We start from the raw sequence: 17,943 nt of genomic DNA, 5'->3' as shown, positions 1-17,943 counted from the left end.
ACAGGATATTGCCCCCGTGACACTCGTCGACAGCCACTGCCATCTGGATTTTCCTGATTTCGAGGGTCAGACCGACCAGCTTGTTGCCAATGCGGTGGCCGCAGGTGTGACCCGCATGGTAACCATTTGCACCCGGTTGCGGACCCTCGATCAGGTGCGTGCAATTGCTGAGGCGCATGACGAAGTGTTTTTTGCGGCAGGCACCCACCCGATGCACGCAGCAGACGAGCCGATGACCAGCGTGGCCGAACTGGTGGCGCTGAACGATCATCCCAAATGCGTCGGGATCGGGGAAACCGGACTGGATTATCACTACACCTCGGACACTGCCGATGTGCAGAAGCAAAGCTTGGCTTTGCATATTGAGGCTGCCCGCCAGACCGGTCTGCCGCTGATCATTCATTCGCGCGCCGCAGACGACGATATGGCTGACATCCTAAGTGCGGAGCATCGCAACGGTGCCTATTCCTGCGTCATGCACTGCTTTTCGTCATCCGAGGCTTTGGGCCGGGCCGCACTCGATCTGGGGTTTTATCTGTCGATGTCGGGCATCGCGACCTTTCCCAAATCCACCGAATTGCGCGAGATTTTCGGCCGCGCGCCGCTGGACCGCATTCTGGTAGAGACCGACAGCCCCTATCTGGCACCGGTCCCGTATCGCGGCAAACGCAACGAACCGGCCTACACGGCCCACACCGCCAAAACCGGCGCCGAGGTGTTCGGCATATCAGAGGCCGATTTTGCCAAGGCCACCACCGAGAACTTTGATCGGCTGTTCAGCAAAGCCGCCAGATGGTCTGCGGATGGCTGAACTGGTCATCACCATTCTGGGCTGCGGCTCGTCCGGCGGAGTGCCGCGATTGGGCGGGCATTGGGGGGAGTGCGACCCGGATAACCCAAAGAACCACCGCCAGCGATGCTCTATCCTGGTGGAGCGCCAGGATGGGGAAGGCACAACGCGGGTGCTGATCGACACATCGCCGGATATGCGTGCGCAGCTTCTGGCGGCCGGTGTCGGCACACTGGATGCGGTGTTCTATACCCACGAACATGCGGACCACACGCATGGGCTCGACGATCTGCGGATGATTGTTTTCAACATGCGCGAACGCCTGCCGGTCTGGGCCAATGCCCGCACGGCCGAGGCGCTGCGTGATCGCTTTGGCTATGCGTTTGAGCAACCCGAATGGTCCACCTATCCGCCCATCCTTGAAATGCACCTGATCGACGGGCCGGTCGAGATTTCCGGGGCTGGCGGCACACTGCGCTTTGATCCGTTCGAGGTGCCGCATGGCGGGATCAATGCGCTTGGCTTCCGGTTTAATGATATCGTCTATCTGCCGGATGCCTCGGACATGCCGGATGAGGTCTGGCCGCGACTGGAGGGGCTGCGCTGCTGGATTTTGGATGCGCTGCGCCGCGCGCCGCATCCGACCCATATCAATCTGGAAACCGCGCTGGACTGGATTGCGCACAGCGGTGCACAGCAAGGCGTTCTGACCAATATGCATATTGATCTGGACTATGCCACCGTCGCCGCTGAAACCCCGGATCATGTGCTCCCAGCCTATGACGGGCTGCGCTTGAGGTTCGACATCTGACATGTGGATGCTGCTGGATGTCGTTCTGCCGGTCTTTATCATCATCGGGGCTGGTTACGGACTGACAAAGGCAGGTTTGTTCCGGGACGAGTATCTAGACGGTCTGGTAAAATTCTCGCAGAATATCGCCATTCCCTGCCTGTTGTTCCGCGCGGCAATGAACCTGGATCTCAGCCGAGTGTTCGACCCGCGCCTGTTGTTTTCCTTCTATGCCGGGGCGGCGACGACCTTTGCCATCGGAATTATTGGCGCGCGCCTGATTTTCGGGAAACGCCCGGGCGAGGCGGTGGCGATCGGCTTCGGTTCGTTGTTTTCCAATTCCGTTATTCTTGGCGTTCCCATCGTCACGCTGGCCTTTGGCGGGCTGGCGCTGGACGCGACATTCGCGATTGTCTCGATCCATGCGCCGTTTTGCTATCTGCTGGGCATCACGGTGATGGAGATCAGTCGGGCAGATGGGCGCGGGCCTGCCGGAACAGCAAAGGCCGTGCTGCGCGCCATGCTGAAAAACGCGCTGATGATTGGGCTGTTGCTGGGATTCGCAGCGAATTTCAGCGGGCTTGAGCTGCCGAAGGTCGGCCAGCGCGCGTTGGAGATGATGGTGGCCGCCGCCCTGCCCACGGCGCTTTTCTCGTTGGGTGGGGTGCTCACGCGGTATCGCATCCGCTCTGCCATTGGGCCGGCGCTGATGACCTCAGCCCTGTCGCTGATCGCGCACCCGGCAATCGCCTATACGCTGAGCCACCACATCCTAGACCTTCCCCCGGATTTTGTGCGTGCTGCGACCCTGACTGCCGCCATGCCGCCAGGGGTTAATACCTATGTGTTTGCCACCATGTATAACCGCAGTGAGGACATCGCCGCCTCAACAGTGTTGCTGGCCACCGGGCTGGCCCTGCTGAGCGTGCCGGTCTGGTTGAACCTTTTGCATGCGCTTTGAACCTGATTGCGCTTTCTATCGCTTGTTTTGTCATCTATAAAACCCGCCCGATCCAAAACCAATTGATGGAGGGTGTCATGGCAAAACGCATTAAATCGGAAGATCGCGCCTCCTTTCGAGGTCATCTCTAAAAGACGTAAGTCGTTCCCGTCCGAAACACGGGTGAAGACCGGCGTGCAAACGGTGCGCGGGCGATGTGGGACTTCAGGAAAAGCTTGGTCGCAACGATCCCTGCCCCTGTGGCTCTGGCAAGCGCTTTAAGCGCTGCTGCCTGAAGAGCGGCAGACATGATGGCAGTCGCAGGGATTACTATTTTCCGCGAGCGCCGGTGATCCGGCGCTCGGCTTTTATTGCCCTTCCTATCCCTCTCTCGAAAAAAAGCGCGGTAAGGATCCCTTCAATCGGGCACTTTTTTTCAATCAGCCCTAAAAACCCCCTTGAACCAGTCCGCCGAAACCAGTAGCTAAGCCTCCACGCGTAAGCGCCCATCGTCTAGTGGTCTAGGACGCCGCCCTTTCACGGCGGAAACACGGGTTCGAGTCCCGTTGGGCGTGCCAGCACCCTGATTTATTGAATGATTTCAACGGTCCGGTGTCCCGCAGGGGGCAAAAACGGCCTAAATCAAATCAATAGGTTAGGATCAGGGTGTCCCGCAGATTTGCGGGCTAGGAATCAGTCCTGGCCACCCTCAAGGCGCATCCGCTCAGCCGGAAACGGCTTTTGCATATCCACCGCTGGCGCACGGCCAAGCCAGGCCTCAAGTCCAGTGTTCGCCGTCTGGCTGGTGCATGTGCATCGCCAAAACATATGCGGAACATTGACGGGCTGGAACGGGCTACTCGCCGTCCTGTTCCTCTGGCAAATACATCAATGCTGCCTTTGGCCAGAAGATCACCACCTGCAACTTGGTTAGCATATCCGGTCCGGTCTTTGCCGGGATCGGCTGCACGGCGATTGCCACAGCAATGGCCATCAGTGCGTAGAATATTGACAGCGCTTTGATGAAGCCTTTCATTCGGCACCTTTGTTGGAGTCTCGCTTAGCGAAAGACCTTATATAATCAGCCTTTTTACCATCGCAAAGCATCTCATATCGCTGAGCGGTATTCTTGAATGATTGTGTGAAGTTAAATTTTGGGTTTTGTTTTAGTGCGTTCATAATCCGCCCCTCGCTCTCCGCATCCTGGCATCACACCGGATTTTCAGCTTCCGAACAACTGCGTCGCGATCCGCCTTGGCCGGGACCAGTGCTGCCTTCGCAGACGCATAGGTCTCCATTGCTGCCTCAAGCTCCGCCCGTTCGTCATCGGTTAGGTGATCTTGCCATGCCATGGGTTTTTGTATGCTCATAAATGACATACTTACAAGAAATAAAATGTATGTCAATTGTTGACATACTGTATGCTAAAATATAGCATACATTTTGACAGAAGGAATGGGCTTGTAAGACAGCTGGGCACAATCGGCTGCTGATAATGGGAGATAAGGACTGGGGAACCCGGTTGGCCCCTCCCGCTCAATTCCAACTAACGCCCGATATCACGGGCACCGCGAATAGGTACCTTCGTTCACAGCCACACTCTCTGCCGCCTGCCGGTCACGCTTCACAATGTCGGCGGCCAGATCCGGCTCAAACCGCACGGGGCTGTAGAGATCGCAGAAGTCGCCGGCCGGCTCACATCCCGCGGCTGATACGATCAGCAAGGCTGGTATCATCAAGTTCCGAAATTTCATCTTCGGATTCCTTCTTTTGGCGCAGGGCTTTCAATGTTGCCTCCTGACGGCGCTGGCGCTCCTTCTGCACTCCCTGCCCCTGCTTGTGTCGGCCATAGCCCCACAGCGCCAGAGCGGCCATGAGCAGGCCCCAAGCCAACGGGCTATGTTGGAGGATAGAAGCAGGTCGATCATGTCGGCGCACCCTTGCGCTTGGCGATACGCCACCACATCAACGCGACCAGACCAGCCGCAGCGGCAATGAACTCAGGGTCGGTGCCGATATAGGTCACCAGGCCTTGGTTCGCCCCCTGCCCGGCCAGCCAGCCGGAGATCAGGTAGAGGGCCACGCGAACCCATGGGGTCAGATCAAGAGCCAGTTGTTTCATAGATTTTCCTTGCAATCTTGCTGTTCGATGGAAGATTTGCGGGTTAAGGCCTGAACAATCGTAGGATCGCTGTCAGCAGCGACTGCCACCATGTTGCGGGGGCTGGTGCCTCCGGCTCAGCGGCGGGCACCGGTGTTGCGAAAAGAGCCGCTTCCTCGTTACGCCGGTTCACCAAGCCCTTGCTCACGCGCTTCTTGCCTGTCCTGGGATCAGTGATCTTGTTCCAAAGCCGGATCGATGCGGGCACTCGTTCGAAATCGCCGTTGTTGAGACCCGCGCAGACCACGCCCTAGCGGCCTCTGCGCACCGTGAACTCACCCGGCGGCGTATGCAGCAAACACAGACCCGCCAGCGCTTTCTCAAGCTCAGCGCCGTGGTTTCAAGAGTTTGCCCCATTGGCTGGTGCAATCTGTTGGGTCAGCCCTAAGGTGAAATTTGAGCGCCCTGACGGCTCCATAGGTCAAAGTCCCGGGACCGGCACCGCATTGTTTGCCATGGGCGATATCGCAATTTCGGCGCTTAAGCAGTGCGATCTTGGGATCGTGACGCCGCAGGCTATTCCCCCAACCAGAAAGAAGGAATCCCGCGATGCCTGACATCCTCCTAATCACGCTCACCGTCACCTCGTGCAGCCTGTCAGAACCTGACCGGTGCGAGACGTTCCGGTTCCAGGTAGAGCCGCGCCAGTGCGCCGAATACACCGTGCCGAACCCTGTTGTTTATCCCGGCGAGGGCTGGGCGTTTCGCGGCGCTGATTGCGGGGGGATGGCTTGATGGGAAAGCACGGTGACTGCATTTGGTGTTGCAGCTGCGGTGAATTTATCGCTGCCAGACTGACTAATGGGTCAGAGGTGTACCCGCACCGCGCGGACCTGTCTAAGCTGCCATTTTGGATATGTGACGGGTGCGGCAACCACGTGGGCTGTCATCACAAAACGCAAGACCCGACGCGCCCTCTAGGGGTCATTGCGACCAAGGAAATCAAGACAGCTCGATCAAACACCCACCGGATTCTGGACCCTATCTGGAAGAGCGGCAGAATGCGTCGAGGCGCAGTTTACGCATGGCTACGAGAGTCCCTAGGCAAAGACGCATACCACACCGCCAACATCACATCCCTAGAGGAAGCAAGAGAGACGTACCGAGCCGTCCTTTCGCTTCGTCAATCCCTTGGGATGACCGAGATATGACCATCAGCGACCACAACCTCAACGCGCCCGAGGGCCAGGCGACGGTCGCCGCCGCACCCCTCGAACAGCAAGACCTGGAAGCACGTTCTTGGGGTCCCGCCGGCCGTGGCGCAGCCGGTGGGGCAGTTTAGGAGGTAGAGAGATGCAGTTTTTGAACACCGGCAAGGGCGGCAAGACATGAGAGACACCCTAACCAAAGTCGCCACATACCTACGCATGATCGAAAAGATGGCCGCGAAGGGCGACCTTGAGGGCATCGCCAGGGATGCGCGGTTGGCGCTTAAGCTCTGTGAGAAGGGTAAAGAATGACCACCCCGCAGCACGCCGAGGTAAGCTTGTTACCCACGCCATTCACGGAGCATGAATGATGCCCGCCGCAGCCACCACAAAGGCCGCTATCAAGCGCGCGATTGATGCCGTCACCGAAGCTGGGCTTGTTCCCAGCGCTATCGTCGTGGGCAAGGACGGCACGATCCGGGTTGAAGCAGGAGACAAGCCACTTGACCAACCGGGAGCGAGCGGCACAAAATTGCGCCCACCGAAATGGGGCGAATAGTGAATGGCGCACATCGACTTCCCCGGCCTACTGATCGAGAAACACCGCAACGGCTCGCCGCGCTATCGCGTGCGGGTGGCAGGGAACAAAACGCGCCGCATTCACATCCCGGTAGGGCCTGATCACCTGGAATTTCTAAACCACTACCACAGCGCCAGAGCAGGCGAGGTGTGGACATCCGAGCAGCCGCAGGCTGTTGAGCAGTCCCTGGATTGGCTGAAAGGCAAATACCTCGACTATCTGACCAGCATGGTGTCAGTAGGCCATCTGGTCAAGACCACATTGCGGGAGCGCCGAAGCCTGTTGACCCGTGTCTGCGACTTCACGGACCCGCACAACACTCGGTATGGCGATTTTGATCTTAGGCTACCGGCGGCAGCATTTCTGGATGTGCGGGACGCTTGGGCAGATCGACCCGGTGTCGCCGACAACATAATCAAGGTTGTCCGCACCATGTATTCGTGGGCCATCGAGCGAGGCCTGACTGACAACAACCCCGCGTCCGGTATCGCCAAGATCAACCGCAAAACCCACACTGGGGCAACGCCATGGACGGCAGCCGACCTGAAAGCTTTCAAAAAGAAACACCCGCCGGGCACCACCGCTCACCTGTGGCTGACGTTGCAGGCATTCACAGCCTGCCGGATCGGCGATGCAATATGGCTTGGCAGGGACAACGAGGTGACCCGCGATGGCCGTGTCTGGCTGGAATGGCAGCCTCGCAAGAAAGGCTCTGCACCGGTTTCAATCCCGATGATGCCACCACTATTAGCTGCGACCCGAGCCAGCAAGATTGTTGGCCCAGCCTACATCCTCAGTGAGCGCGGCAAACCGTTCAAATCAACAGAGTCACTGCGGCGGCGGGTTCGAAAGTGGTGCGATGAGGCGAAGATCACCGACAGGTCATCACACGGCATTCGCAAGGCTGTTGCTGAATTGCTCGCGGAATCTGGCTGCACGCAGCATCAGATCATGGCCGTCATGGCGCACACCCAATCAACCACATCGGAGGTATACACGAAGGGTGTTCGCAGACGTGCGTTGGCGGCTGGGGGAATGGAAGCATTAGAGGCGCTTGAGTGGTAAGGTGTCCCGCAGTGGCAATTTGCGGGACACATGGCCATTGATTTTATTGGGGAATTTATCACCCTGCAACGCCCGTTGGCGTGCCATTCAAAACGGCGGCCAATATGGCCGCCGTTTGCTATTTCAGGCCTTAGGGTTGGGTGCGATCCACCAGCATTGCATCGCCGGGTTTAATATCCTGCCAATCCGTCGCCGTGCCATCGGGCCAAACGATACGGAACTCTGCTCTATCGGCAGCACCCAGACCAAAATGCAGCGGCAATAGCAGCCCCCCGGCATGACCGCCGCCGATTGCGCGGGTCTGGGCCTGTATGCGCGCGTCAAATCGCAATTCGACCTTGACTCCGACGGCAAAACGGTTTGAGCCGGGTTGGCGCGGATCGATTGTGACCCAGCCGCCTGTCGGCTTTCCTGCAAACAACCGAACCGGCTGATTGCGGTTCACGGTCAGGATATCCAGCGCACCATCCCCGTTAAGATCGGCAAACACCCCGCCGCGTCCCTTGGTATCAACCGCGATCCCAGCCTGATATCCGACCTCGGTAAATCCTTGTGCGCTGCCCAGCAACAGATTGTCTGGGTCATAGGCAGCCATACCCGGCATCTCATCCACATTGCCCTTGATGATCAAAAGATCGGGCCACCCGTCGTTATTGGCATCGCCAAAGGCTGTATGCCATGCGGTAGAGGGGCGAACATCATTGCCAACATAGGGCCGCTGCGCGGTCGCCTTTAGCCGCCGGGCGATGTTATCGAAGCGCGGACCAAGATCGGCGCCGCGTGGGCTTTCGATGCGGTTATCGGCCATAGAGGTCACGACAACCTCGGGCAGGCCGTCACCGGTCAGGTCCTGCGCGGCAAGGCCCATCCCCCAGACCGAGACGTCATCCCAGCCGTCGTCGCGGGTAAATTCCTGCACCCCATCCGGCGTCAGACGAAACAGCTGTTCGGTCTGGCCCCGGTCATAGTATTCTCGGTCATTGGCAAGGCGCAGATCAAAGATGCCCTGCCCCGACCAATCCAGGAACAGCGCTGACAAGGTACAGGCACCGGGGATTTCCAAGGGTGCTTGATAGGTGTCGCCATCAGGGCGCAGCACATAAGAAGTCTGGCAATTCCCGCTGGATTGCAGCGGTCTGTCGCGGGGCACGTAGTTGCCGATAAACAGCGTCGGCAGTGTTGCATCCCCCTGCCAATGCGCCGCAAAAGCTGTGGTCCAATCCTGTCGTTCGGGCAGGCCGTACGCGTCCGTCACATCCTTGAAGCGACAGTCACCAAGGCCTTGCAGCAACAGATTGCGCCCAAAGCGCAGCACCATCAGGTCGGTGATCGCATCGTTATCGATATCCAGCGGATAGATGCCAGTGGTGTTCAGAATGGGCGGTATACCTGTCTCAGCCCGTTCGAAAGCCGGGGGACGGCCGGGTTTTCCGGTGTTGCGCAAAAGTGCCATGGGCTGCTCTGCACCAGCCAAAGCAAGATCGGGCAAGCCATTGTTATCGCAATCAAAGGCTGCGGCACCGCCGCCGACAATGTAATCGGTTCCGCCTTGATAGCTGTGCCGTATCCCAGCAGCCGCCGTTGCATCCACAAAATGCGGCGGCTCGGCATAGGCCGCACCGAAACTCACTATTCCAGCAAGGAAAACGACGAGCCAATACCTCATATCTTGCCTTTCTGTGACGATAGCACCTCAAATAATCCCTTGCGCAAGTGGTGCAAATCGGGATTATTTTGACGAATAATCTTTAGGGAGATCTGCCATGAAACTCAAACTTATAGGCGCTGTTACAGCTGTCATCGCCGGACTGTCCGGCCCGCTGATGGCACAGACCGTTGGTGTCAGCTGGTCAAACTTTCAGGAAGAGCGCTGGAAAACCGATGAGGCTGCGATCAAGGCAGCCCTAGAAGCGGCCGGTGCAGAATATGTGTCTGCGGATGCGCAATCCTCTTCGGCCAAACAGTTGACTGATATCGAGAACATGATCTCTCAGGGTGTCGATGCGCTGATCGTCCTGGGGCAGGATACACAGGCTGTGATCCCCGCCGTACAAGCCGCAGCTGATGAGGGCATTCCCGTTATTGCCTATGATCGCCTGATCGAAGATCCCCGCGCATACTACCTGACCTTCGACAATGTCGAGGTTGGCCGGATGCAGGCTCGTGCCGTGCTGGAGGCCCAGCCTGAAGGCAACTATGTGATGATCAAAGGCTCCCCAACTGACCCGAATGCAGACTTCCTGCGCGGCGGTCAGCAAGAGGTGCTGCAAGAGGCCATCGATGCGGGCAAAATCAAGATCGTTGGTGAGGCCTACACCGATGGCTGGCTGCCCGCGAACGCGCAGCGCAACATGGAACAGATCCTGACCGAGAACGACAACAAGGTTGATGCTGTTGTCGCCTCGAACGACGGCACCGCCGGTGGTGTTGTTGCCGCGCTGATCGCACAAGGTATGCAGGGTATCCCGGTTTCCGGTCAGGATGGCGATCATGCTGCGCTGAACCGCGTTGCTTCGGGCACACAGACCGTCACCGTCTGGAAAGATGCCCGCGATCTAGGCAAGGCCGCTGGCGAGATCGCTGTTGCCCTGGCCTCTGGCACAGACATGAGCCAGATTGAAGGTGTTCAGAAATGGACCTCGCCCGCAGGCACCGAGATGTTCGCGACCTTCCTGGCCCCGGTGCCGGTAACCAAGGACAATCTTGATGTGGTTGTCGATGCTGGCTGGATCACCAAGGACGCTCTTTGCCAGGGCGTGACCGACGGGCCGTCACCCTGCAACTGATCTCGTTGATCTGACACATTTCGAAGGTCCCGCCCCAAAAGCGGGGCCTTCATTGCAAGGCAAAAGGCTTTCCTATGAATGACACGACCAACACGGCAGATTTGCCAAAGCAGAAGCGGACGCTGCTCGACCAACTGGAAATCGATACCCGGTTTCTGGGTATGATCGGCGCGTTTGTTTTGATCTGCCTTGTTTTCGGATATTTTACCGACTGGCGGTTTCTGTCCGCCCGAAACATTTTCAACCTGACGATTCAGACCGTTTCCGTGGCGATTATGGCCACCGGGATGGTTTTCGTCATCGTCACGCGTCATATTGATCTGTCGGTCGGCGCTGTTCTGGCCCTAACCTCGGCTGTGATGGCCATGCTGCAGACACGCTGGTTGCCGGGCGCGCTTGGGCTGGAAATCGGGTCGCCATGGATGGCACCGCTGACCATCGTGCTTGGCCTGACGGGCGGCGCACTGATCGGGGCATTCAACGGCTGGCTGGTCGGCTTTCAGATGATACCGGCCTTTATTGTCACCCTTGGCGGCTTTCTGGTCTGGCGAAATCTGGGCTGGTACATCACCAATGGGCAAACCATCGGGCAGCTTGATCAAACCTACCTGCTGTTTGGGGGGGCTGAGGGCACGCTTGGCACCACCTGGTCCTGGGTTGTCGGGGTCATCGCATCTGTGACTGCGGTGTTTTGGCTGTTTTCACAGCGTCGCGCCAAGGCTGCGCATGATTTCCCGGTCAAACCCATGTGGGCAGAGATGACGTTGGCGGGCGTTTCTGTTGCTGCAATCATGGGATTCATTGCGGTTCTGAATTCCTATCAAATTCCCAAAGGCAAACTTCGCCGGATCTTCGAGGCCAAAGGCCAAACTATGCCCGAGGGGTTCACCGCCGGGCATGGCCTACCGATCTCTGTTCTGATTCTGATCCTGGTGGCTGTGGTCATGATCGTAATTGCCCGTCGCACCCGGTTTGGGCGTTATATTTTTGCCGCAGGCGGCAACCCCGAGGCAACATCGCTGGCCGGTGTCAACACGCGCATGCTGACTGTAAAGATTTTCGCGCTGATGGGGTTTCTTTGTGCTTTGTCGGCGGTTGTCGCCTCTGCCCGGTTGCAGAGCCATACAAATGACATCGGAACACTGGATGAATTGCGCGTGATAGCCGCCGCCGTGATCGGTGGCACTGCCTTGTCGGGCGGGATTGGCACCATCTATGGTGCGATCCTTGGTGCGCTGATCATGCAGTCGCTGAGCTCGGGTATGGGCATGGTTGGGGTCGACACACCGCTTCAGAACGAAGTCGTTGGTATTGTGCTTGTATTGGCTGTCTGGCTGGACATTCAGTACCGCAAGCACTGGGGGGCAAAATAATGGTGGATCGCTCAGGTACCCCGCTGGTTGAGATGCGGGATATGCAAAAGGCCTTTGGCGGCATCAAGGCTGTCGATCAGGTCAGCATTGACCTTTACCCCGGAGAGGTCGTGGGCCTTTTGGGCCATAACGGGGCAGGCAAATCTGTTCTGACCAAGATGCTGTCTGGTGCATTACCGCGCGATGGCGGGCAGATTTTCGTCAATGGGCAGGAGGTGGAGATCAACAGCCCCCGCGATGCGCGCGCCTATCAGATTGAGACGATCTATCAGTATCTGGCGCTGGCCGATAATCTGGATGCAGCCTCGAACCTGTTTTTGGGGCGCGAGTTGACGACACCTTTGGGCTTTCTAAATGACCAGAAGATGGAGGCTGAGACACGCAAGGTCATGGCGCGGCTGAACCCGAATTTTCAGCGGTTCTCAACCCCTGTCTCCGGCCTGTCCGGCGGGCAGCGGCAGTCCGTGGCGATTGCGCGGGCGGTCTATTTCAACGCTAAGATCCTGATCATGGATGAACCGACAGCAGCCCTTGGCCCGCATGAGACGCAGATGGTGGCGGATCTGATTCAGGAGCTGAAGCAACAGGGGCTTGGTATTCTGCTGATTGATCATGATGTGCATCAGGTCAAAAACCTCTGTGATCGCGCCAGCGTCATGAAGAACGGTCAGCTGGTCGGCACGGTTGAGGTCGATAAGGTCAGTTCCGACGACTTGCTGGGCATGATCATCGCCGGCAAACAGCCAGAGGCGGCATAGTCATGAGGAGTGCGGCGGCAATTGTATTTCTGGCGCTGGCGGCCTGCGAACCTGGGCCGTCGAGTGGCTCTGCGGCGCGGGATGCATCAGCGGATGCGCTGCGCGCCTGTGCGACGGTCACCCAACATTGCCCTGGGGTGGCCGCCCTGCTGCCGACAATGCCGCGCAATTGCCGTGCTGCGCCGCAGGCGGGTTGTCTGATGACGATCGCCTCCGGTCGCGAGATTTTAGGTGCCGTTGACATGCCCGATGGAACGGTCTGCGGCTATCAGCGCACGCAGGCGGGTGGGCGCGTTGCTGCGATACTTGGCCGTATCGGGCGCAGTCGGGATGGGACGGTTCAATATGTTTCCGCGCGATTTCCACGCGACGGGCAAGCGTTACCCAGGCTAACTTCGGTGGGTCAGCTTATCGAGGAATGCGCAACCCTAAGTTGATTTTGCCCCGCGATTAACACCTGTTTAACCATCTCTTCGTAAAGTCGCAAAACCAAGGTCTGATCCGTCAGACCAACCTGTAGAATTTTGATCCGGCCGATGTGGCCGAACGCGGAAAGAAACGAGTTTAACGAGGTTCTGGGTCCGATCTGTTATCCGGTTTATTGGATGCAGGGCCCATTAAGCGTAAGGGGCACGACTATGTTTCGACGCCAACAGACCAGTTCTGTGAATGTGGTGGCATCACCGGTACGGGATCGCCGTGAGATCTATTTCGAATTTTTGTCAAACTTGCTGGATGAGTTTACCGCGCTGATGCGGCGGCGACGTTTTGCCAATTTCTCGGACGAGGTTTTTGCGACGCTGAAAATGGCGCTGGTTCATACAGCGCGCGAGTCGCAGCAATATGGTTTGACGCGGGTCTATCAGGCCGCCATCGGGCTGGAGGCGTCGATCCGGGATGTCCAATCCGGTCACGGCGGTACAGATCGCTGGTTCGACCTGAAGCGGGCTTTTGATGAGTTTGATACACAGGCCCGCCGTGCCATCCTGCACGAGGAGGACCAGCGCAGCAATCTGGGCTGCGCGGCCGATAAGGATACCGCCCCTTTGGTGCTGGTCATCGATACGGATCACTGGGCACATAAGATGGTGGACCGGGCGATAGGTCTGCGTTGCGTCGTGGTCAGCGCCTATAACGGTCGCGCGGCGATTGAGACGCTTAGAACCATGCGGCCGGATCTGGTGGTGATGGATTTCGATCTGCCGGATCTGGCGGGTGCAGACCTGCTGGAGGTGCTGAAATCCACCCCTCAGATGGCGACCGTGCCGGTGGTGGTCTCTTCCGCCGATAATGATGAACAAAAGGTAGTCAACGGCCTGGTAGGCGGGGCGATTGACTTTATCCCCAAAGGCACCGCACTGCCGGATATGCGGCGACGGCTATTGGATTGCCTGGAACACGGCAAGGTGCGGCTCAGGTGAAGATGTTTGGATATCGCGCAAAGCAGCTTGAGGACAAGCGCCTGCTAAACATACCGGGCGCTCGGGGCGAAAGGCATTTGATACGAAGAAGTACGCCGCAGCCGAGTACCTAGAACGTCATGTGAAAAATCTGAACCATCTAACGCTGCCTGAAATCAAAGATTTCAACGCGTTAGAAGATGCCTGATGTCTCCGGTATTTCGCGAGACGCTATAGTCAGCGAACCCGGCTCAGTTCCGCGCCGTGCGCACCCAGATTTCAACGCGCCGATTCAAGTCTCGACCGGTACCCGACTCGGAACAGGCCAAAGGAGAGATGCCACCGTAGCCGATCGCCCGGAAGGTGACGCGCTTGTTGCCTCTCAGGGATGGGCTCAATTCGATCAGCGAATTCTGAACCCGGCTGGCCATCCCTCGCGACCGGATCAGGTTGCCCTGCGCGTCGCCTTCAGTCGGGTCCGTAAAGCCGATGAACAGAACCTCCTGCCCGTCAAACTCACCCTCCATGATGGCCTTGGCCAGCGTCTTAAGCGACGCGAATTCCATGGCGTCATACCCGTCGGCCTTGTTCGGGCGGAAGGTCGGCGACAGGCGCTTTGCCTCGCTTAGTGTTTTGACCATGTTCTGCAACGCCGACTGGCCTGAGCTTTCTGCGGCCTCAGACATCGCGGCTACCAGCCGTGCGCCCTGGCTTCGGTCATCCTGACGCAGAATACCGTGATCCACCAACCCCATATTGTGCAAAGCTGTGCGGCCATCTTTGGATTCGAGAAAACGTACCATCCCGTCAATAAAGCCCGGGTCAGTCTTTGGCCCACGATAGGCGTAAAGATGGCGGGTCAGCGGATACTGTCCGGTCTGCACGGCAAACGGTGTTGCCAGTGTAGCGATGCCGCACTTGTCCTTGATCGCCAGAGTTTTGGATGTGCCTGCCGCTGCCAATCCGGTAATGCCAACCGCACCGGGGAAAGCCACAACCGAGGCCGCGACGCCTGTGTCATTGTCTACCCCGATCACACCATCGGCAAAGGCCAGACCCGCAGGGGTCAGTACCAGATCGCCAAAAGCGTCACGACTGGCCGAGCCAATCTCGCGCATGAAGGCGGTGATGGGCATGTTAGGGCCGCCCAGTTCATTCCAGTTGCGGATCTTACCGGAATAGATACCGGCCAGCTGATCCAGCGTAATGGTTTCGATCTGAAGCGTCGGATCCGCAACCACCACCATGCCTTCGGATGCCAAAACGTATTCCAGGCCCTGATTCTGGATGTCCTGCATCCCGCCGGGCACCAGTTGCTGAGCCTCAGCCAGGTTGATGCGCCGGCTGGACAGGATGATATCAGCCCGGCCAGAAATCAGATCAGCGATCTCACCCGACGCCAGTGCATCGCCTCCGCCGGATTGACCGCCTGCTTCAGGAACCTGAACCGTGCCACCGAAGGACTGACCATAGGCCGCCAGTATCTGCGGCAATGCAAGCGAGGCGCTGGTATCGCTGGCGAATATCCCGATGCTCAGCGTGCCGCCGTTTTGCGGACAGGCCTCACCAATACAATCGACGTCAGCAGCGGGGATCGTCGCAACACCCAAACCGCTTTTGATCTTGTAGTTCTGGCCGTCGAAATCAACCAACTCCCCCTCAAGACTGGCGCTGCCATTTTTGGCGCGCAAAGTCACAGGGGCCGCAGAAGCAGTCGCTGAGAAAATGGCCGCAATTGCGGCGATTGCCAGGACGCGGTAGGGGGATGTCATTCGAACGTTCCTCGTGCCTTCGTTAGCTCCGGCCTAAGACCTACAACTCGCACATTCGTACAAAGCCAGAGTTCAATATCCCCCCCAAGGATATCAGAGCTCTTAGGAAACCAAAGATGGTAAGACTGTGTCAACAATAAGTTAAACGCAGGATGAATGGAGCATATGAATCCCTTTTGTTTGGCAATATGTTGTGTTTCTTTTCGAATGCTGCGCTAACGCGCCTGGATTTCGCCCAAATGGGACGCCGTATCGCGCGGCTGCACCACAGAGAACCGAATCGTCGGAGTTATTTTCCGAATCGATAGAAGCACTTGGCCGATTGTCGTTCGGTCGCCGCGCGTCTATATCCACCTCATGAGCAATCCACCCGATCTGCGCCCTGACCTCGCCCGCGCCACAGTTCCCGACGCCCGCCGTGACGGCCAGCCGACCATCGGAATGGTCTCGCTTGGCTGTCCAAAGGCGCTGGTCGACAGCGAACGCATTCTGACCCGGCTGCGCGCAGAAGGCTATGCGATCAGCCCCGACTATGCGGGCGCCGGTGCTGTGATTGTAAACACCTGCGGGTTTCTCGATTCGGCCAAGGCCGAAAGTCTTGAGGCCATTGGCGAAGCTCTGGATGCAAATGGCAAGGTTATCGTAACCGGCTGCCTGGGGGCAGAGCCGGACTATATTAAAGGCGCGCATCCATCCGTTCTGGCGGTCACCGGCCCGCATCAGTACGAGCAGGTTCTGGACGCGGTGCATGCCGCCATACCGCCCAGCCCTGACCCTTTTGTCGATCTCCTGCCAGCGCAAGGGGTGCAACTGACGCCGCGGCATTACAGCTATCTGAAGATATCCGAGGGCTGCAATCACAAGTGCCGCTTTTGTATCATTCCGGATATGCGGGGCAGGCTGACCTCTCGCCCTGCTCATGCTGTGATGCGCGAAGCGGAAAAACTGGTGGAGGCTGGGGTTCGGGAACTGCTGGTCATCAGCCAGGACACATCGGCCTATGGTGTGGATATCCGCTATGCCGAGGACCGGGGGCATCGGGCGCATATCACCGACCTTGCGCGGGACCTTGGCAGCCTTGGGGCTTGGGTTCGGCTGCATTATGTGTACCCTTACCCGCATGTGCGTGAATTGATCCCCTTGATGGCCGATGGGCTGGTGCTGCCCTATCTGGATATTCCGTTTCAGCACGCACATCCCGAAACGCTAAAGCGCATGGCCCGCCCTGCCGCGGCGGCGAAAACGCTGGATGAAATCGCCAGATGGCGCGCCGTCTGCCCTGATATCACCCTGCGTTCGACCTTTATTGTCGGCTATCCAGGCGAAACGGAGGAAGAGTTTCAGACCCTGCTCAACTGGCTGGATGAAGCACAACTGGATCGGGTCGGCTGCTTTCAATACGAAAATGTGGATGGTGCGCGGTCAAATACCCTGCCTGATCATGTGCCTGATGAGGTTAAGTCAGAGCGGTGGCAGCGTTTCATGCAAAAAGCTCAGGCGATATCCGAGGCAAAGCTGGCGGCCAAGGTTGGACAGCGCCTGCAAGTGATCGTGGATCTGGTTGAGGATGACGCGGCCACTTGCCGGACCCAGGCGGATGCGCCGGAAATCGACGGCAATCTGTTCATCGATCACAACTTCGAACATCTACGCACAGGAGACATCGTGACTGTCGAGGTGGATGAGGCAGGCGATTACGACCTTTGGGGCCGCCTGATACGCGATGGCTGAGCCGCTGGTCATAGGTATCGCGAAACCTGTGCACCTTTCCGCGATCTTGCAGCTGCACCGCGAGACGCATGCACTCCATACCGACCTGCAACCAGTACATTTTCATAAGCTCGGGCAGAACGATCCTGGACCGCTGGAGGCTGTAATCCGGCAGCAGTTTCATTGGTTGACGCGTCTCAAAGGCAGCCGTCGAAGAACAATACTGGTTGCCCTCAGGAAGGGCGAGCTTGTCGGCTATGTATACTGGGTCGCGCACCCGACGCCTGGCGCAGTTCGCCGACACAGGGCTTTTAGCATTCTCAATATCGGTGTTGTCAAAGACGCACGCAGAACCGGGATTGGGCGGGCGTTGTTGCACGTGTTGGCTGAGCGTGCGTCGCAACAAAAAGCATCTGTAATCAATGCCACGGTCTGGAGCGGAAATTTATCTTCTGCCGCACTGTTTAAGGAATGCGGCTATGGCACCATCTGTGAAAGCCATTCACTGGTTCTATAGCGTCTCGCGAAATACCTGATACATCACGTATCATCTAGAGCACCGTCCATTTAATCTGCAACATACCCGGCAGCCTTGAAGAGATTTCGGCACTCGTCTGGTGGGAAGAGGTCGCATGTTTGTGCAACGGATTTGAAAAGCGCTTCGAAGGTG

General features: G+C 57.9%; 23 protein-coding genes and 1 tRNA gene. 18 read left to right on the top strand and 6 right to left on the bottom strand.

Going from position 1 to position 17,943, the window contains the following annotated elements:
• Positions 1–7: 7 nt before the first annotated feature.
• The 5 genes from ACW9UQ_RS12375 to ACW9UQ_RS12355 all read left to right on the top strand — a co-directional run bounded on the left by ACW9UQ_RS12375 (position 8) and on the right by ACW9UQ_RS12355 (position 3,098).
• On the top strand, positions 8–811 hold the full coding sequence (locus ACW9UQ_RS12375) for a TatD family hydrolase (RefSeq protein WP_458931347.1): 804 nt from the start codon (positions 8–10) through the stop codon (positions 809–811).
• Positions 804–1,601 (top strand): MBL fold metallo-hydrolase, encoded by a 798-nt coding sequence (locus ACW9UQ_RS12370; RefSeq protein ID WP_458931330.1) that lies wholly within the window; start codon positions 804–806, stop codon positions 1,599–1,601. The genes ACW9UQ_RS12375 and ACW9UQ_RS12370 overlap by 8 nt, the downstream gene beginning before the upstream one ends.
• 7 nt (positions 1,602–1,608) lie before the next feature.
• Positions 1,609–2,541 carry an AEC family transporter gene (locus ACW9UQ_RS12365; RefSeq protein WP_458931329.1) on the top strand — a complete coding sequence of 311 codons (933 nt, stop codon included), beginning with the start codon at positions 1,609–1,611 and terminating at the stop codon, positions 2,539–2,541.
• Between the two features lie 196 nt (positions 2,542–2,737).
• Positions 2,738–3,004, top strand: a complete 267-nt coding sequence (locus tag ACW9UQ_RS12360) for an SEC-C metal-binding domain-containing protein (RefSeq protein ID WP_458931328.1) — start codon at positions 2,738–2,740, stop codon at positions 3,002–3,004.
• A gap of 18 nt (positions 3,005–3,022) precedes the next feature.
• Positions 3,023–3,098 (top strand) — tRNA-Glu (locus ACW9UQ_RS12355).
• Between the two features lie 278 nt (positions 3,099–3,376).
• On the opposite strand, the gene ACW9UQ_RS12350 is transcribed toward ACW9UQ_RS12355, so the two are convergent.
• From ACW9UQ_RS12350 to ACW9UQ_RS12335, 4 genes are all read right to left on the bottom strand, one after another.
• The gene (locus tag ACW9UQ_RS12350; protein ID WP_458931327.1) at positions 3,377–3,556 is read right to left on the bottom strand and encodes a hypothetical protein; all 180 of its coding nucleotides are present in this window, start codon (positions 3,554–3,556) and stop codon (positions 3,377–3,379) included.
• 139 nt (positions 3,557–3,695) lie between these two features.
• Complete coding sequence (locus ACW9UQ_RS12345) at positions 3,696–3,872, bottom strand: hypothetical protein (RefSeq protein ID WP_458931326.1); 177 nt, start codon at positions 3,870–3,872, stop codon at positions 3,696–3,698.
• A gap of 343 nt (positions 3,873–4,215) precedes the next feature.
• On the bottom strand, positions 4,216–4,395 hold the full coding sequence (locus ACW9UQ_RS12340) for a hypothetical protein (RefSeq protein ID WP_458931325.1): 180 nt from the start codon (positions 4,393–4,395) through the stop codon (positions 4,216–4,218).
• Between the two features lie 49 nt (positions 4,396–4,444).
• Positions 4,445–4,642 (bottom strand): hypothetical protein, encoded by a 198-nt coding sequence (locus ACW9UQ_RS12335; protein ID WP_458929546.1) that lies wholly within the window; start codon positions 4,640–4,642, stop codon positions 4,445–4,447.
• 428 nt (positions 4,643–5,070) lie between these two features.
• Between ACW9UQ_RS12335 and ACW9UQ_RS12330 the strand changes: the two genes are divergently transcribed.
• From ACW9UQ_RS12330 to ACW9UQ_RS12305, 6 genes are all read left to right on the top strand, one after another.
• Positions 5,071–5,238, top strand: coding sequence for a hypothetical protein (locus ACW9UQ_RS12330; RefSeq protein ID WP_458931324.1), 168 nt, complete (start codon positions 5,071–5,073; stop codon positions 5,236–5,238).
• Entirely contained in the window at positions 5,231–5,416 is a 186-nt protein-coding gene (locus tag ACW9UQ_RS12325) for a hypothetical protein (RefSeq protein ID WP_458931323.1), read from the top strand. Before ACW9UQ_RS12330 ends, ACW9UQ_RS12325 begins: the two co-directional genes overlap by 8 nt.
• Complete coding sequence (locus ACW9UQ_RS12320) at positions 5,416–5,832, top strand: zinc-finger-containing protein (RefSeq protein WP_458931322.1); 417 nt, start codon at positions 5,416–5,418, stop codon at positions 5,830–5,832. The genes ACW9UQ_RS12325 and ACW9UQ_RS12320 overlap by 1 nt, the downstream gene beginning before the upstream one ends.
• Before the next feature lie 177 nt (positions 5,833–6,009).
• Positions 6,010–6,141: a hypothetical protein gene (locus tag ACW9UQ_RS12315; protein WP_458931321.1), complete on the top strand. Its 132-nt coding sequence runs from the start codon at positions 6,010–6,012 to the stop codon at positions 6,139–6,141.
• Between the two features lie 58 nt (positions 6,142–6,199).
• A complete protein-coding gene (locus ACW9UQ_RS12310) occupies positions 6,200–6,388 on the top strand; it encodes a hypothetical protein (protein WP_458931320.1) in 189 nt (62 codons plus the stop codon).
• Positions 6,389–6,391: 3 nt separating this feature from the next.
• Positions 6,392–7,474, top strand: a complete 1,083-nt coding sequence (locus ACW9UQ_RS12305; protein ID WP_458931319.1) for a tyrosine-type recombinase/integrase — start codon at positions 6,392–6,394, stop codon at positions 7,472–7,474.
• A 130-nt stretch (positions 7,475–7,604) separates the two neighbouring features.
• Here the strand turns inward: ACW9UQ_RS12305 and ACW9UQ_RS12300 are convergent, their stop codons facing one another.
• On the bottom strand, positions 7,605–9,140 hold the full coding sequence (locus tag ACW9UQ_RS12300; protein WP_458931318.1) for a CRTAC1 family protein: 1,536 nt from the start codon (positions 9,138–9,140) through the stop codon (positions 7,605–7,607).
• A gap of 97 nt (positions 9,141–9,237) precedes the next feature.
• Here ACW9UQ_RS12300 and xylF point away from each other — a divergent pair, with 97 nt between their 5' ends.
• The 5 genes from xylF (at position 9,238) to ACW9UQ_RS12275 (ending at position 13,812) form a co-directional block, all read left to right on the top strand.
• Entirely contained in the window at positions 9,238–10,260 is a 1,023-nt protein-coding gene (xylF, locus tag ACW9UQ_RS12295) for a D-xylose ABC transporter substrate-binding protein (protein WP_458931317.1), read from the top strand.
• A 74-nt stretch (positions 10,261–10,334) separates the two neighbouring features.
• Positions 10,335–11,633, top strand: a complete 1,299-nt coding sequence (locus ACW9UQ_RS12290) for a sugar ABC transporter permease (protein ID WP_458931316.1) — start codon at positions 10,335–10,337, stop codon at positions 11,631–11,633.
• Complete coding sequence (locus ACW9UQ_RS12285) at positions 11,633–12,391, top strand: ATP-binding cassette domain-containing protein (protein WP_458931315.1); 759 nt, start codon at positions 11,633–11,635, stop codon at positions 12,389–12,391. The genes ACW9UQ_RS12290 and ACW9UQ_RS12285 overlap by 1 nt, the downstream gene beginning before the upstream one ends.
• Before the next feature lie 2 nt (positions 12,392–12,393).
• On the top strand, positions 12,394–12,828 hold the full coding sequence (locus ACW9UQ_RS12280) for a hypothetical protein (protein WP_458931314.1): 435 nt from the start codon (positions 12,394–12,396) through the stop codon (positions 12,826–12,828).
• A 201-nt stretch (positions 12,829–13,029) separates the two neighbouring features.
• Entirely contained in the window at positions 13,030–13,812 is a 783-nt protein-coding gene (locus ACW9UQ_RS12275; protein WP_458931313.1) for a response regulator, read from the top strand.
• A 230-nt stretch (positions 13,813–14,042) separates the two neighbouring features.
• Here the strand turns inward: ACW9UQ_RS12275 and ACW9UQ_RS12270 are convergent, their stop codons facing one another.
• On the bottom strand, positions 14,043–15,563 hold the full coding sequence (locus ACW9UQ_RS12270) for a substrate-binding domain-containing protein (RefSeq protein WP_458931312.1): 1,521 nt from the start codon (positions 15,561–15,563) through the stop codon (positions 14,043–14,045).
• Positions 15,564–15,920: 357 nt separating this feature from the next.
• Here ACW9UQ_RS12270 and rimO point away from each other — a divergent pair, with 357 nt between their 5' ends.
• Positions 15,921–17,294, top strand: a complete 1,374-nt coding sequence (rimO, locus tag ACW9UQ_RS12265) for a 30S ribosomal protein S12 methylthiotransferase RimO (protein WP_458931311.1) — start codon at positions 15,921–15,923, stop codon at positions 17,292–17,294.
• Positions 17,287–17,790, top strand: a complete 504-nt coding sequence (locus ACW9UQ_RS12260; RefSeq protein ID WP_458931310.1) for a GNAT family N-acetyltransferase — start codon at positions 17,287–17,289, stop codon at positions 17,788–17,790. The genes rimO and ACW9UQ_RS12260 overlap by 8 nt, the downstream gene beginning before the upstream one ends.
• Positions 17,791–17,943 lie beyond the last annotated feature (153 nt).

Source organism: Halovulum sp. GXIMD14793, assembly GCF_054457435.1.
Note: the sequence above shows the minus strand (reverse complement) of the source record. Positions and strands in the feature narration are given on the sequence as shown.